At 69.5% G+C, this 14,937-nt stretch carries 10 protein-coding genes; 5 read left to right on the plus strand and 5 right to left on the minus strand.

Features of this window, described 5'->3' with window-relative positions; all coding sequences use genetic code 11:
- Positions 1-2: 2 nt before the first annotated feature.
- The gene (locus ACY34H_RS05230) at positions 3-1,157 is read left to right on the plus strand and encodes a YdcF family protein (protein ID WP_464976433.1); all 1,155 of its coding nucleotides are present in this window, start codon (positions 3-5) and stop codon (positions 1,155-1,157) included.
- Positions 1,158-1,172: 15 nt separating this feature from the next.
- On the opposite strand, the gene ACY34H_RS05235 is transcribed toward ACY34H_RS05230, so the two are convergent.
- Together ACY34H_RS05235 and ACY34H_RS05240 are read right to left on the minus strand one after the other, a co-directional pair.
- On the minus strand, positions 1,173-3,368 hold the full coding sequence (locus ACY34H_RS05235) for a sensor domain-containing diguanylate cyclase (protein WP_464976434.1): 2,196 nt from the start codon (positions 3,366-3,368) through the stop codon (positions 1,173-1,175).
- A gap of 256 nt (positions 3,369-3,624) precedes the next feature.
- Complete coding sequence (locus tag ACY34H_RS05240; RefSeq protein WP_464976652.1) at positions 3,625-4,164, minus strand: DUF2058 domain-containing protein; 540 nt, start codon at positions 4,162-4,164, stop codon at positions 3,625-3,627.
- Positions 4,165-4,267: 103 nt separating this feature from the next.
- On the opposite strand from ACY34H_RS05240, the gene kefC reads away from it, so the two are divergent.
- Entirely contained in the window at positions 4,268-6,058 is a 1,791-nt protein-coding gene (gene kefC / locus ACY34H_RS05245; protein ID WP_464976435.1) for a glutathione-regulated potassium-efflux system protein KefC, read from the plus strand.
- A gap of 67 nt (positions 6,059-6,125) precedes the next feature.
- Positions 6,126-7,769 (plus strand): M28 family metallopeptidase, encoded by a 1,644-nt coding sequence (locus ACY34H_RS05250; protein WP_464976436.1) that lies wholly within the window; start codon positions 6,126-6,128, stop codon positions 7,767-7,769.
- Here ACY34H_RS05250 and ACY34H_RS05255 read toward each other — a convergent pair whose 3' ends face one another.
- The 3 genes from ACY34H_RS05255 to ACY34H_RS05265 are packed head-to-tail and all read right to left on the minus strand — an operon-like array spanning position 7,770 to position 11,422.
- The gene (locus ACY34H_RS05255) at positions 7,770-8,717 is read right to left on the minus strand and encodes a DMT family transporter (RefSeq protein ID WP_464976437.1); all 948 of its coding nucleotides are present in this window, start codon (positions 8,715-8,717) and stop codon (positions 7,770-7,772) included.
- 41 nt (positions 8,718-8,758) lie between these two features.
- A complete protein-coding gene (locus ACY34H_RS05260) occupies positions 8,759-9,568 on the minus strand; it encodes a helix-turn-helix transcriptional regulator (protein ID WP_464976438.1) in 810 nt (269 codons plus the stop codon).
- A 36-nt stretch (positions 9,569-9,604) separates the two neighbouring features.
- Positions 9,605-11,422 carry a SagB/ThcOx family dehydrogenase gene (locus ACY34H_RS05265; protein ID WP_464976439.1) on the minus strand — a complete coding sequence of 606 codons (1,818 nt, stop codon included), beginning with the start codon at positions 11,420-11,422 and terminating at the stop codon, positions 9,605-9,607.
- A 119-nt stretch (positions 11,423-11,541) separates the two neighbouring features.
- Between ACY34H_RS05265 and ACY34H_RS05270 the strand changes: the two genes are divergently transcribed.
- A complete protein-coding gene (locus ACY34H_RS05270) occupies positions 11,542-13,332 on the plus strand; it encodes a tetratricopeptide repeat protein (protein ID WP_464976440.1) in 1,791 nt (596 codons plus the stop codon).
- An 89-nt stretch (positions 13,333-13,421) separates the two neighbouring features.
- Entirely contained in the window at positions 13,422-14,936 is a 1,515-nt protein-coding gene (locus tag ACY34H_RS05275; protein ID WP_464976441.1) for a hypothetical protein, read from the plus strand.
- The last annotated feature ends 1 nt before the right edge of the window (position 14,937 follow it).

A 14,937-nucleotide genomic window follows, 5' to 3' on the forward strand; every position in this document is an offset into this window, starting at 1 on the left:
AAATGAAGAACCTGAAACGTTTCATCCTCGCGGCGGCGCTGGCTGCCGCCCTGCCCTCCCACGCCGCTCCGGTCAAGGACCAGTACTGGGCCCTGATGGCCAACCAGCTGTTCCCGGCGGTCGCCAGCATCAAGGCGGGCCCGCCCGCGGGCCTTGCCACGGTGCTGGACAGCCGCAGGAAGCGCATCGAGGCATGCCAGGGCGCGTCCAAGTGCCTGTTCCTGGCGTCCACCTGGACGGACGAGGAGATGGATGCGGTGGCGCGCGCCGTGCCAGCCCTTCCCACGGTGACACCGAACGGGCCGCCGATTGCCGATGACGGCGTCAGGGCGCAGGTCGTGCGCGAGCTGCGCGGCCTGAACGCGATCCTGCAGATCTACGGTTTCGGTACCGAGTCGCGTTACCCGAAGATCGACGGATCGGTGGAAAAGCCGGGCAGCGACGAGTTCAAGGCACTGGTGGCCGATGCCATCTGGCTCGCCGGCGCGGGCAGGAACGATCCGGCCCTGAGCCTGGATGCCAGCATTCCGCTGGCGATCGCCCTCATCGATGTGAACGAACGGCGCGACGCGGTGGCGTTCGAGCCGCTCGACAAGGCGCACAACGCGGCGGCATTCGCGCGGGCGCGCGGCATCGACTGGAAGCGCTACCGGTACACGGCGATCATCATACCGGGCGTGGGGCCGGAGAACCCGGCGATCTCGCTGAGCGCGCGCGGCAAGCTGCACCTGCGACTGGCCGCCAGCCGGTTCGCCGAGGGCGAGGCGGCATTCATCATCACCAGCGGCGCGGCCGTGCATCCGAAGGATTCGCGCTTCAACGAGGCCGTGGAAATGCGCAAGGTGCTGGTCGAGCGCTATGGCATTCCGGCGGACCGCATCGTCATCGAGCCGTATGCCCGGCACACCACGACGAACCTGCGTAACGCCACGCGGCGCCTGGTGGCCATGGGTGCGCCGCTCGACCGCCCGACGCTGATCGTCGCCAATTCCAGCCAGAGCGCCTATATCGAAAGCCCCGAGTTCGCCGCGCGCAACCCGGCGGAGCTGGGCTACCAGCCTGGCACGGTCGGCACCCGCCTGTCGCCCTACGAACTGGAATTCCTGCCCTCGCCGCGGTCGCTGCGGGTCGATCCGTGGGATCCGCTCGATCCCTGACACGGATTCAGGGAACTAGGCCGCGCTCCGGTCGGCGTCCGCCGGTGCGATCCGGAAGCAGTTCCGCCCCGCCCGCTTGGCGTCATACATCGCCTGGTCGGCGGCGCGGATCAGGGTGCGCGCGGTCCGGCCCGCCTCGAACGCGGCGATGCCGATGCTGGTGGTCACCTGCAGCGTGGCGGTGCCGAGCTGGAATGGCGGCACCATCGCGCCGATGATCTTCTGCGCGATCACCGCGGCGGCCGCGGCACCCTGCAGGCCTTCGGCGATCAGCACGAATTCGTCGCCGCCCAGGCGCGCCACGAAATCGGCTTCGCGGACCACCGCCTGCACGCGGCTGGCGAACATGCGGATCACGTCGTCGCCCACGTCGTGGCCGTGCGTGTCGTTGATGCCCTTGAAGCGGTCGATGTCGAAGTACATCAACGCCAGGGCACCGTGCCGCTGGGCACGCGCGACCGCCTGCTCCAGCTGGCTGTTGAAATAGCTCCGGTTGGGCAGGCCCGTCAGCGAATCGTGGTGGGCGCGGCGGAACAGTTCCTGTTCCATGTACTTGCGCGCCGTGATGTCCTCGGTCACGGCCAGCACGCCGGTCACGTTGCCGGCATCGTCCTTCAGCGGAATCTTGCTGGTCTCGACCCAGCGCTCGGCACCGGCGATGTCGCGGTCCAGCGCCTGCATCCGCATTCGCGCCACGCCCGATTGCATGACTTCCAGGTCCACCTGCCGGTAGTGCGGTGCCTGGTCCTTCCAGTGCAGGTCGGCATCGGTCCGGCCGATCAGTTCCGCATCGGTGGCCAGTCCCGCATCGGCCAGCAGTGCGCGGTTACCGCCCTCGTACACGCTGTCGGCGTTCTTCCAGAACACGCTTTGCGGGATGTTGTCGAGGATAAGCTGCAGCATCTGCCGCGACGCATGCAGCGCCCGCTCGGCCTCCTTGCGCTCGGTGATGTTCTCGGCAAAGCCCAGTACGTGCGCGACCCCGTCACCGGTGCTCATCGGGATCAGCACGATCGACATGTCCACCATGCGGCCGTCGGCAACGCCGATGCGGGTCGTGTATGCCACCGCCTGTCCGGCCAGCGCTTCGTCCAGGTGCCGCTCGGCCTCGCCGCGGGCCCCGGCGTCCACGTACCGGTCCACCCGCGTGCCGAGCAGCGCCTGCCGCTCGACGCCCAGTTCCTTCAGCATCTGGCCGTTCGCATGCAGGAAGCGCCGCTGCGTGTCGATCGCATACACGGCGAACGGATGGTGTTCGAAAAAGCCGGCGAAGCGATCGCTGAATTCCTGCATGGCGCGCCGGCGCGCGCGGTAGCGGGGCCATGTCGCCGAAGCCCACGCGGCAACCAGCGACAGCAGCGCGCCGGCCATCGCGATCAGCGCTGCCGCGCGGGCCGGTTCGGCTTCGCCGGCGCCCCGCCTGGCATGGAAATGGATCAGCCACGCGCGGTTGGCGAACCGCACGGTGCCGCGGTAGGCGGGGCCCGCGTCGGGCCGCTCCAGCGCATGGGGAACGGGCGCCGCACTGTATACCAGGTTATCCGGCGCTACCGAGCCGTCATAGACCTCCATGTCGAACTGGCGCGCCATGCGGCCATTGTCCAGGCCGAGGAACATCGCGTCCGTGTAGAGCGTGGAAAAGATGAAGCCCTTTACGCCTGCCGGGCCCGCGCCAGGCAGCATCACCGGCGCGTAGACCTGGACGATCTGGCGCCGCTGCGTGTCGAGGATGGCCGGCATGCGCCGCGTCGTCACCGGTTCGCCGCGCCGCGCCGCTTCCTCCATCGCCGACCAGCGTTCGGGAATCGCCGCGAAGTCGACGCCCTGCAGGGCCTCCATGCGCACCGGATCGAAGGCGTGCTCGCCATACACCATCGGGTAATACTCGTGCGCGGGCAACGGGTCGACGAGATGGAAACCGGGCACCTCGCGCCGCGTGGCACGCTCGAACCGGGCGACATCCGCGGCCGGCACGCGCGCCACGTAGCCGAAGGCGCGGATGCCGTCGAACCGCTCGAAGACGCGGCTGGCCGTGATGAATGCGGAAAACTCTCCGGCCTTGATGGCTTCGGAAGCGCTGAACAGCGCCGCCAGGTCGCGGCTGGCTCCCTCGTAGAGGGACAGGCGATGGCGCAACAGGAACAGGTAATCCTCGGCGGCATCCTGCTGCGCGGCGGCTTGCTGCGCCAGCGCGTGCTCGAAACGAGACATGCCGGCGCCGGCCGAAAGGAGCACGCCGGCAACGAAAACGCCCACCGGAAGCGCACGTGCACCCAGTGACAGTTTGATACGTTGGAAGAGCGCGCCCATGTTGTCCTCGCGGCCGAAAGGCCTGACCCGACATGGTAGCAGCCCGACTATTTCCAAGCGTCAATAAATATTTTCAAGGCAATGCAATTCAGCGGAAATGCAACAGTGTGTTTTCCTTATGACACAATTGCACGGCCGCGCTGCAACAGCTGATATCTCACCAATCGAAATCGTCGGGAATCTTGTAGTCGGCGTAAGGATCGTCTTCCGCAGCCACGGCGGCGGAAGGCTTGCTGACCCGCACCACCAGCGATGCATCGCGTTCGGCGATCTTGTCGGCCACCACGCGCGGCACCAGTTCGAATGTCTCGCCCTGGCCGACGATCACCAGCCGCCCGGCCACCAGGTGGTCGCGCACCGCGGCCGACACGTGGATCCGCTCGACCTTGGTGCCATACGTGAAGTTGTAGGCGATGTCGCCGTTACCCCTCGGCTGGCGGTTCTGCTTCACCAGCTGCGCGATTTGCGCGGCAATCGCCTTCTGCTGCGCCGCCGCGTCGCGCTGCGCGTTCAGTTCGCGCGCCCGCTCGGCATTGCGGCGCTGCGCCTCGAGGGCCGCTTCCTTCGTTTCATTGACCACCACCGTGCCGCTGCGCAGTGCTTCCTTCTTCTGCTTGCTCTTGTCCTGGTGGACCTTGGCGGCCTTTTTCTTGTCGACCAGGCCGGCCTTCATCAATTGTTCCTGCAGCGAGACCATCATTTGCTCCGTCATTCGTTGAAGCTCGCAGCATAGCAAAAGCCGCGCGGCCAGTCTCGGGAAGACGTACCATTGCAGGCTACTCAACCGCAACCTGCCCGCCATGCACGACCTTCTGCTCACCCCCATCGTCTTCCTCGTGACCGCCGTGCTGCTGGTGCCGCTGGCCCAGCGCCTCGGCCTCGGCTCGGTGCTCGGCTACCTGATCGGCGGCGCCATCATCGGCCCGTGGGGCCTGGGCCTGATCGGCGAAGTGGAACTGATCGGCCACGTGGCGGAAATCGGCGTGGTGCTGATGCTGTTCCTGATCGGACTGGAACTGCAGCCCGCCAAGCTGGTGGCGATGCGCAAGCTGGTGCTGGGCGGCGGCGCGCTGCAGATGACGGCCTGCGGCCTTGCGCTGGGCGCCGCGGCCTGGCTGCTCGGCGTGCCGTGGCTCGGCGCGCTGGTGGCGGGCATCGCGCTGGCGCTGTCGTCGACGGCGATCGCGGTGCAGAACATGAACGAGCGTAACCTGGACAATACGCCGGCCGGCCAGGCGGCCTTCGCGATCCTGCTGTTCCAGGACATGGCCGCGATCCCGCTGCTGGTGCTGGTGCCTCTGCTGGGCGGCGGCGGCGCGGCCGACTTCAACCCGCTGTTTGCCGCCGGCGCCGTGGCCTGCGTGCTGCTGGTCGGCCGCTATGCGATGCGCCCCGCGCTGCGGCTGATCGCCCGCACCGGCCTGCGCGAAATCTTCACGGCGTTCGCGCTGCTGCTGGTGCTCGGCATCGCCCAGCTGATGGAACTGGCCGAGCTGTCGATGGGCCTGGGCGCCTTCCTGGCCGGCGTGCTGCTGGCCGGCTCGGAATACCGCAAGGCGCTGGAAACCGACCTGGAACCGTTCAAGGGCCTGCTGCTTGGACTGTTCTTCACCTCGGTCGGCATGTCGGTCAACTTCGGACTGCTGGCCGCGGCGCCGCTGTGGATCGCCGCGCTGACTGTCGGCTACGTGCTGCTGAAGATGGTGCTGCTCGGCGTGGCCGCGCGCGCGCTGCCGGTGCCGGCGGTGCAGCGCTGGCCGTTCGCCGGGCTGCTGGCGCAGGGCAGCGAATTCGCATTCGTGGTGCTGGCCGTGGCCCAGGACGCCAACGTGCTGACGGCCCAGTGGCGTGAAACGCTGGTGCTGGTGGTGGCGGTATCGATGGCGCTGACGCCGCTGGCCATGGCGGGCGCCGAGCGGCTGAGCCGGCGCCTGTACGCCACGGCGCCGAAACCGGCCGATACCATCGAACCCGATGGCGCGCGCGTCATCATCGCCGGCTTCGGCCGCGTGGGCCAGATCGCCGGCCGCATGCTGGCCGCATCCGGCATCCGCATGACGGTGCTGGACAACGATCCGGACCTGATCGACGTGCTGCGCCGCTACGGCCTGCGGGTGTTCTACGGCGACGCCACGCGGCTCGACCTGCTGCGCGCCGCCGAGGCGGACAAGGCGGTCCTGCTGATCAACGCGATCGACGACATGGAGTCCAGCCTGCGGCTGGCGGACCTGGTACGCGAGCATTTCCCGCACCTGAAGATGATCGGCCGGGCACGCAACGTGACGCACCTGTTCGAGCTGCGCGAACGGGGCGTGGACATCGTCGAGCGCGAAACCTTCGAAGCGGCGCTGCGCATCGGCGAGCACGCCATGCGCCAGCTGGGCATCGACGAAGCCAGCGCGCGCCTGGCGCGCACCACCTTCCGCGAGCATAACCTGGCCACGCTGGACGCGATGTTCCCGCACTTCCGCGACGAATCGCAGATGATCTCGATCCAGGAGGAAGCCCGGCAGGAACTGGCGCAATCGTTCGAGCACGACCGGATCGGCCTGCAGAATGCCAGGAAGCGCGAAGGTGCCGAAATGCCCTGAAGGCTTTACCGCGGCGGCGGTTCGGACGATACTTGCTGCTTCATTCTTTTACACAAGGAGATCCCTGGTGAAAAAAACCCTGCTGGCCACGCTGCTGCTGGCCGCGTTCGCGGCGCATGCGGCCACCCCGACATTCGACCCGCAACGCCTGTCCCAGCACGTCAAGGTGCTGTCTTCCGACGCCTTCGAAGGCCGCGAGCCGCATACCGCGGGCGAGACGAAAACGGTCGATTACCTGGTCGAACAGTTCAAGGCCGCCGGTGCGCAGCCTGGCGGCGACATCACCGGCGGCAAACGCGGCTGGACCCAGGAAGTGCCGCTGGGCCGCTTCCAGATCCAGGGCCCGGTCACGCTGACGGTCCATGCCGGCAAGGATGCGCTGACATGGACGCAGGGCGAGCAGATGGCCGTGCGCGCATCGATGAACGGCAAGCCCCTGGTGGACTTCAAGAACGCGCCGCTGGTATTCGCCGGCTACGGCGTCACCGCGCCGGAACGCAACTGGGACGATTTCAAGGGCCAGGACCTGAAAGGCAAGCTGGCGATCGTGCTGATCAACGATCCCGACTTTGAAACCGGTGCCGGCGATTTCGGCGGCAAGGCCATGACCTACTACGGCCGCTGGACCTACAAGTACGAGGAAATGGCGCGCCGCGGGGCGCTGGGCACGATCATCGTGCATGAAACCGCGCCGGCCTCGTACGGCTGGGCCACCGTGAAGAATTCGAACACCAACGTCATGTACGACATCGTGCGCAAGGACCCGGCAAAATCGCATGCGCCGATGGAAGCGTGGATCCAGCGCGATGCCGCCGCCGACCTGTTCAAGCGCGCCGGCCTGGATTTCGAGGCGGCGAAGAAGCAGGCGCAAAGCCGCGACTTCAAGCCGGTGCCGCTGGCCGGCGTGACGCTGTCGGCCCGCTACGCGGTCGATGCGCAGGTGATCAAGTCGCGCAACGTGGTGGCGCTGATCCCCGGCAGCGAGCGCGCCGACGAAACCATCATCTACAGCGGCCACTGGGATCACCTGGGCGTGGGCGCACCGGATGCGAAGGGCGACAAGATCTACAACGGCGCGGTCGACAACGGCACCGGCATGGCCGCGCTGATCGAACTGGCGCGCGCGTATGCGCAGGGGCCGGCCCCGAAGCGCAGCGTGGTGTTCCTGGCCGTGACGGCGGAAGAAAAAGGCCTGCTGGGTTCCGAGTACTACGCCGCCAACCCGGTGTACCCGCTGGAGAAGACCGTGGGCGTGATCAACCTGGACGCCTTGAGCCCGCATGGCCCGTCGCGCAACTTCACCATTTCCGGCAGCGCGAAGCTGGACCTTCTCGACCTGCTGGTGGCCAAGGCGCGCCAGCGCAACCAGGCCTATGCCGCCGATCCGAAGCCGGAAGCGGGCTACTTCTTCCGCTCCGACCACTTCTCGTTCGCCAAGCGCGGCGTACCGGCCCTGTCGTTCGGCTCGGGCGAGGACTGGGTTGCCGGCGGCACCGCGGCCGGCAAGGCGGAAGAGGAAAGCTACACGAAGGACCGCTACCACCAGCCGGCCGACGAGTGGAATGCCAAGTGGCCGTTCACCGGCATGGCCAGCGACCTGGAACTGCTGTACGGCCTGGGCCGCGACCTGGCCGATTCGCGCAACTGGCCGAACTGGGGCAAGGATTCCGAGTTCCGCGTGCTGCGCGAAGCCAGCGCGAAAAGCCGTTAACTAAGGCAATGGCTGCGGCCTGGCGCCCACGGGCGCCGGCCGCGGCTTGTCCACCCGGTGCGCCGCGGCGCAGGCCACCACGCCCCCGACCAGCAGCACGATCGCCGCGCTTTCGTGCATGGCTGGCCAGCGGCTCTCCCACAGGAAGCCGTACAGCAGGCCGAACAGCGTCTCGAACACGACCATCTGCCCGGTCAGCGCCAGCGGCAAGGCCCGGCTGGCGACATTCCACAAGGTATTCGCGAACACGGAGCACAGCAGGGCGACGGTGGAGACGACGCCGATGAAACGCCACCATGCTGTTGCCTCGTGCGGCCCATCCGTCCACACGAAAGCCGGCACCGCCAGCAGCAGTGCCTCGAGTCCCGTCACCACGCCCACCAGCAGGCTCCACTGCCCGCCCGACACCGTGCTGGTCCGTGCCAGCACGCGGCTGTTCCATACTGTGTACAGCGTCCATGATGCCAGCGCGCCGAGCGCGCACGACAGGCCGAACGGCGAGCCGGATGCGGACAGCGCATCGCTGCCGATGCAGGCCAGCCCGGCCGCGCTCAGCAACAGCGACGGCAGCAGCCGCCGCAGCGGCACGGCATGCCGGTCCCGGCTGCCGGCCAGCGTGATGGCGATCGGCGCCAGGCCGATCACCAGCGAGGCCATGGCCACGCCGCCCGATTGCACGGCGGCGGCCAGCAGCACGTAATAGACGATATTCCCGGCCAGGCCCAGGCCGGCCAGGGCGCGCCAGTCGGCCGCCGTGAGCCGCGCGGTGACCGCGCGCCATGACGGCGCGAGCAGCAGCGCGGCGATGATGCCGTACGCGAGGTAGCGGCCGGCGGACAGCTGGAGCGGCGTGAAGCCGGGCGCCAGCCCCGGCGCCACGAAGATCAGCCCCCAGACGGCGCCGGCCGCGATGCCCGCGGCAATGCCGCGGCGATGATGTTCGACCATCCGAATCTCCTTGAAAAAGGCGATTCTCGACGGTTCCCAGGCTATTTTCTTGGCGATTCCTGCCGCATTCTTGCGCCATTCTCCTGCCTGGCGCGGCGGCGGTAGGCGGCCGGCGTGGTGTCCAGCGCGGCGCGCAGCGCCCGCGTCAGCGCGCTCTGGTCGGTGAAGCCGGCGGCCAGCGCCACGTTGGCGATCGTGCCGTTGCCTGCGGCCAGCCATTCGCAGGCACGGTCGAGCCGCCGCGCCATCAGCCACGCATGGGGGCTGGCGTCGAGCTCTTCCCGGAACAGCGCATGCAGCCGGCTGACGCTGACGCCGGCGCAGCACGCCATCGACGCGGTCGTCCATGGCTGGCCCGGCTCCGCTTCGATCCGCGCGCACAGCGCCGCCAGGCGCGACGCGGGCTGCGGCGGCGCCTCGGCCAGCGCATCGAGCAGCAGCGGCACCCAGCCATGAACCAACGCAGGGCGCAACGCAGGGCGCAACGCAGGGCGCAGCGCCTGCGTGCCGTGCATCAGCGCCATGTATTCGACGAGCTTGCGCGCAGCCGCTGCCAGCGGCGTGAACGGCCGTTCCAGCAGGCGCTGCCAGTCTCCCTGCGCAAGGAAACCGCTGTCCGTGCCGATGTCGACGACGACCGACCGGTTGCCGTCGGTGCCGCACTGCGCGTGCCACGCGCCGGGCGCCACCAGGGCGCCATGCAGCGGATCGAGCCGCCCTTCGCGGCCCTCGATATCGAGCAGCACCGTGCCGGCGACGGGCAGCACCAGCTGCGCGAACGCATGGCGGTCGCCCTCGCGCTGCGCACCGTAGCTGCGCAGGTGGATGTCGGCGGCGGGAAGGTCGGGCATGGCGAAAAAGTCCAGGGCAAGCGGAAAGTCTACCAGTCATCGGCCCACCACGCCCAGCGCGGCAAAGTGCAGTACCCACTCGCGCTGGCCGTCGGCACCGACCAGCGCGGCCGCGTCGTCGTCGTAGAACGCGCCCACCGGGCAGGCGCCCAGGCCGCGGGCGGTCGCGCCCAGCAGCCAGCGTTCGCCGGCGAGGCCGGCTTCGAGGAAGGCATGGCGGTAGCCGCGCGCGCCGTCGGCCAGTATGGCGCGGCGGTCGGCGGAGAGGACCAGCACGACGGCGGCATCGCCGATCACGTCCTGCGCCAGCGCGGCCGAGCGGGCGGCCGCGGCGAATGGGCCGCTGCGCACGCGCTCGAGCGCATGGCCCGGGCCGTAGCGGTAGACGCCCGGTGCCAGCCCGTGCACCCGGTTGACGACGAGGTGGATGCGCACGGCGGCGGACAGTTGCGCCGGCTGCCGCATGTCGCCCAGCAGCGACGCCAGCACCGGCAACGGCACGGCATCGGCGGTGAACCGGCGCTGGCTGCGCCGCGCGGCGATCACCTGCGCCACCGGCATCGCGGAGGGCTGCGGTGCCGGTAGCGCAAGGCCGGCAACGCCGCGAACCGCGGGCAGGCGCAGCGAGGTGGCCTGCTGTATCCGGCTGGTGGCGCCCAGCCCTGCCGCGCCGGCCGGTACCGATGCCGACGCGGGCGCAAACACGGCCGGCGCCGCGCGGCCATCGCGGCGCAACTCCATCACGGCCAGCGGTGCTTCGCGTATGCCGTCGACACCCAGCGCACCGGCCAGCAGGCCTTCGTCGAAACGCTGCGCCAGCGCGGCATGCAGCCCTGCGGCATTCGCCGCGACGCGCAGGTTCTCCAGCAGGTGGCCGGCATCCGCCACCGCATAGCGCCAGGCCCGCTCGCGGTACTTGTAGCCTGAGCGGTGGAAGATGGACGTGAGCACGATGGCGGCATCGGCATCGGTGGCGGACGGCACGCCGTCGCTGTCGGGTAGCGGGCCCAGCGATGCAAGCCGCCCGCCTTCCGCGTCGTAATGATAAATGCCCGGCGCCAGCCCTTCGATGCGGCGGGCCAGCAGGTACAGCTCGCTGGGAAACAGGCCGCCGGACGATGGCGCGGCGCGCAGCGCCTGCCCGCCGCGCCGCTGCGTGATGCCGGCCGCCAGGTGCAGCAGGGTGCCGGCTTCCGCCAGCGTGGCCGGGCCCGTGCGCGCCACCGGCGCCCGCAGGGCGGCCGACAGGCCGGCGGCCGCACCGGCCACCGGGCCGAGAGGAACGACCGGGGCATCCGGATAGCGCTTGAACAGCGGCGGCGCGTCGCCCCAGTCGACGCCGGGCGCGCTGCCGAACACGCCGGTGCGCGACAGCGACGAGTGCGCATGAAAGCGCACCACGGCGGCCACGTCGTCGTCCAGCGCAGGCTGTACCGCCGCCGGCGCCGGGGCACGCGCCGCCCCCGCCAGGTAGCCGGTACCCAGCGCCAGCGCTGCCACTGCGACCATGGCGGCCAGCGCTGTCCGCGGGCGTCCAGGCTGGATGGACCGTGCAGCGGCGCGGCCACCGCCGCGCAGCGTGCGCCATACAACCGGCAGGTTGAACCACAGGTGCAGCGCCACCAGCGCCAGCGTGCCGTAGCCGAACAGGTAGTGCCAGTCGAACACGGGCAATTGCTGGTTCGCCACCCAGAAGATGCCCAGCCCGGCCGTGGCCAGCAGATACACCATCAGCAGCACGCTGAGCTGTACGTTCAGCGCATGGCGCGACGGTGTCCTGCCGCGCGCCAGCGCCGCGCCGAGCCAGGCGCAATACAGCGCCAGCGGCAGCAGTACCCAGGCCAGCTTTGGCATTGCATTCCCAGAGAAATGACGTAACTTTGATTCTACACATAGCGCGATTCAAAACCCGGAACCCGACCTGTCTCCGGGGTTCCAATTCCGAATGCACCGAATGTTCAAACGGAGGGGTAATGAAAGCGAACGTAATCCTGGCGGCCACGGCCGCCGTCGCCGCCGGTACGGCGGTCCTGGCGCCCTCGCAGGCCGAGCGGCGCGGCGGGTTCGATCCCGTGCTGGCCGGCGCACCCACCTGCACGGCGGCGCGGCCGGGCCGCCCGCCGCTGCTGGATGGGCTCGTGCTGGCGCAGGCCGAAACCGCACCATTCCGGCCCTCGGCCAGCGGCCAGGCGACGCCACCGGCCGGCATGCCGCCGCTGTACGACAACCTGGGCACGCTGCACGTGCCGGTCACCACGAAGCTGCCGAAGGCGCAGGCTTATTTCAACCAGGGCCTGCGGCTGGCGTTCGCCTTCAACCATGCGGAGGCGGCGCGCGCCTTCCGTGCGGCGCGCACGGTCGATCCTGGCTGCGCCATGTGCTGGTGGGGCGAGGCGCTGGTGCTGGGCCCGAACATCAACGCGCCGATGTTCCCGCAGGCGGTCGAACCGGCGTTTGCCGCCGCGCAGGCGGCCATGAAGCTGGCGCCGCGCGGCACGCCCGTCGAGCAGGCGCTGATCCGCGCGGTGGCGCGGCGCTACGATGCTTCCCCGGCCGTCGACCGGGCCGCGCTGGACAATGCCTACGCGGCGGCGATGACGGACGCGGCGCGCGCCTTCCCCAACGACGACACGGTGCAGGTGCTGTTCGCCGAGGCGCTGATGGACCTGTCGCCATGGGACTACTGGGAAGCCGCCGGCACGCGCGCCAGGGGCCGCACGGCCGAGATGGTCGATGCGCTCGAGCGCGTACTGGAACGCAACCCGCGGCATCCGGGCGCGGCCCACTACTACATCCACGCGGTGGAAGCATCGAGCCATCCGGAAAAGGCGCTGCCCTCCGCCCGGCTGCTGGCGGCGCAGGCGCCGGGCGCCGGCCACCTGGTGCACATGCCGTCCCACATCTACTACCGGGTCGGCCTGTACCGGGAAGCGCTGCAATCGAACGTGGACGCGATCGCGGCCGATGAAGCCTACTTCGGCAGTGCCGCCAGCGATGCCGTGTACAAGGGCGCCTACTATCCGCACAACATCCACTTCGTGATGGTGTCGGCGCTGATGGGCGGCGACGGCGGCACCGCGCTGGATGCCGCCGCCAAGCTGGACCGCGCGCTGCCGGCGCAACTGGTGAAGGAATTCGCCATGATGCAGCCGGTGAAGGCCGCGCCCTATTTCTCGCATGTGCAATTCTCCAGCCCGGATGCGCTGCTGGCCCTGCCCGATCCCGGCAACGAACTGGTGCTGGTGAAGGCCATGTGGCACTACGCGCGCGCCGTCGGCCATGCCCGCAAGGGCGCGCACGCCGCGGCGCAGCGGGAGGTCGCCGCGCTGTCGGCGCTGGAACGCACGGCGGACTTCAAGCCGGTCGAGGCCGCGAACGTGCCGGCCCGTGCCATCGTGCGCACCGCGCGGGCCGTGGCCGCCGGCCGCCTGGCCGACGCCCGGGGCGACTTGCCCGCCGCACTGGCGGCTTACCAGGAAGCGGTGGACGTGCAGGACACGCTGCCCTACACCGAGCCGCCGTACTGGTACTACCCGGTGCGCCAGTCGCTCGGCGCGGCCCAGTTGCGCGCCGGCCGCCTCGACGCCGCCGAGCAGACCTTCCGCGCCTCGCTGGCGCGCACGCCGGGCAACGGCTGGGCACTGCGCGGCCTCGTCGAGGTGTACCGGCAGCGCGGCGACGCGGCGGCGCTGTCCGCGGCGCAGGCCCGCTTCGATTCCACCTGGCTGGGGCGCGAGGGGCCGCCGGCGCTGTCATTGCTGTGAGCAGCGTTGCCGGGCACGAAAAGTTATTTCATTGACATTCAACGGTGCGCGCCTTAGCCTGCCCTCTCATCGATCGTGCGGGAGGCAGGATGGCAGGGAAACGGAACGGCAGCGCCAGGCAGGCAGCGCTAGAACCCTTCTCGTTCCCGGCGCTCCGGTCCGGCCTGGCCATCGCCGTCTCTGCGGCCTTGCTGGCCGGCTGCTCCGGGCCGCTGGTGCGCAGCGCGATCACGTCCAACATCGTGCAGGAAGATGCGCACAACGCCTACCTGGTGCTGAACATCGCCCGCGCGCACGAGCGCATGCCGATGCATTTCACACAGGTGAACGCGGTGCGCGCCTCGCCCGGCGGCGGTGGTCTCGGCACACCGATCGTCGGGCTCGACATTCCGTTCGGCGGCGCGGCGGCTCCGTACTACGCGCTGCGGCCCACGCTCGAATCGGCATCGGCGGTGGACACCGTCAGCCTGGTCTCGCAGGAATTCATGAACGGCCTGACGACGCCGGTCGATGCCCGGTTGATGGCCTATTTCGCCAGCCAGGGCTGGCCGCTGCCGCTGCTGCTGTACATGTTCGTGGGCGCGGTGGAAACCTATGACAGCCACGGCAACCTGCTGCACAACCTGGTCAACAGCCCGCGCAACGAAACCTTCCCCGCGTTCGGCGCGCTGGTCGACGTGATCGCCGGCTGCCGGCTGGTGCTGTCCGAATCCACGTCCCACGAGTTTTTCGGCGAGCCGTTTCCGGCCGAAAAACTGGCGGACGTCGGTGTCGTCACCACGGCGAAAAACGCCGGGCTGGTGCCGGTGGAAGTGGACGCCGAGGGCCGGCAGCTGGCCGAACCGGGCACGCGCTCGGCAGGCACGCCGCGCTATTACCGCCTCGCCCAGGTGAACAGGGAAGCCGGCGTCAAGCTCGATTCCTATGGTTCGGGCAAGTCCGGCATTGCCGGCGCGGCCGATTGCGCGATCGACGGCGATGCCGCGGCGGCCGTGGCCGTGGCGGCCATTCCCGCACCAGCCGATGCCTCCGCCGCGCCAGGCGCCAGCACAGCCGGCACCGCCGAGCCGCCGGTGGCCGATACGCTGAAGCGGATCGGCAAGGCACTTTCCACACTGTCGATCTCGGTCGGCGGCCCGGGCGACAAACGCCGTCCGGGCGGCAAGCCCGCCGATCCGAAGGCGGCGCCGCCGCGCACCGCCGCCGGGCCGGACATCGCCGAAGCCAGGCTGGTGTTGCGCTCCACGCAATCGATGATGTATTACCTGGGTGAACTCAGCCGCTACCAGAACGCGTCGGACGCAACCCGCATCGATCCCGTCGCGATCCGCATCGGCCGGCAGCGCCAGGCTTACCTGTTCCGGATGCAATGCTGCCAGCCGGTGCCCGGCGCCGCGGTCGCCGTGAACTACCGCGACAAGCATTTCAGCGTGCCGCCGTATATGGAATCGTCCAGCATGGAATCGTCCGGCGTGGAATCGGCCGGCACTGCGCACGAGGACCGCAGCGTGCAGACATTGGCCCTGCTGTCGCTGGTCTACACCTTGCAGAACCGTTCCGCGGCGCCGCCGGCGGTCAGCAATGTGCGTGTGCTGAACCGCTGAG

The organism is Pseudoduganella sp. jia 9, assembly GCF_055502615.1.

What these genes read in the sequence shown, in the direction of transcription:
- ACY34H_RS05255 (WP_464976437.1), bottom strand. Translation starts at nt 8,717, where the DNA reads ATGGTCGAACATCATCGCCGCGGCATTGCCGCGGGCATCGCGGCCGGC.
- ACY34H_RS05270 (WP_464976440.1), top strand. Translation starts at nt 11,542, where the DNA reads ATGAAAGCGAACGTAATCCTGGCGGCCACGGCCGCCGTCGCCGCCGGT.
- ACY34H_RS05235 (WP_464976434.1), bottom strand. Translation starts at nt 3,368, where the DNA reads ATGTCTCGTTTCGAGCACGCGCTGGCGCAGCAAGCCGCCGCGCAGCAG.
- ACY34H_RS05275 (WP_464976441.1), top strand. Translation starts at nt 13,422, where the DNA reads ATGGCAGGGAAACGGAACGGCAGCGCCAGGCAGGCAGCGCTAGAACCC.
- kefC (WP_464976435.1), top strand. Translation starts at nt 4,268, where the DNA reads ATGCACGACCTTCTGCTCACCCCCATCGTCTTCCTCGTGACCGCCGTG.
- ACY34H_RS05260 (WP_464976438.1), bottom strand. Translation starts at nt 9,568, where the DNA reads ATGCCCGACCTTCCCGCCGCCGACATCCACCTGCGCAGCTACGGTGCG.
- ACY34H_RS05265 (WP_464976439.1), bottom strand. Translation starts at nt 11,422, where the DNA reads ATGCCAAAGCTGGCCTGGGTACTGCTGCCGCTGGCGCTGTATTGCGCC.
- ACY34H_RS05230 (WP_464976433.1), top strand. Translation starts at nt 3, where the DNA reads ATGAAGAACCTGAAACGTTTCATCCTCGCGGCGGCGCTGGCTGCCGCC.
- ACY34H_RS05240 (WP_464976652.1), bottom strand. Translation starts at nt 4,164, where the DNA reads ATGGTCTCGCTGCAGGAACAATTGATGAAGGCCGGCCTGGTCGACAAG.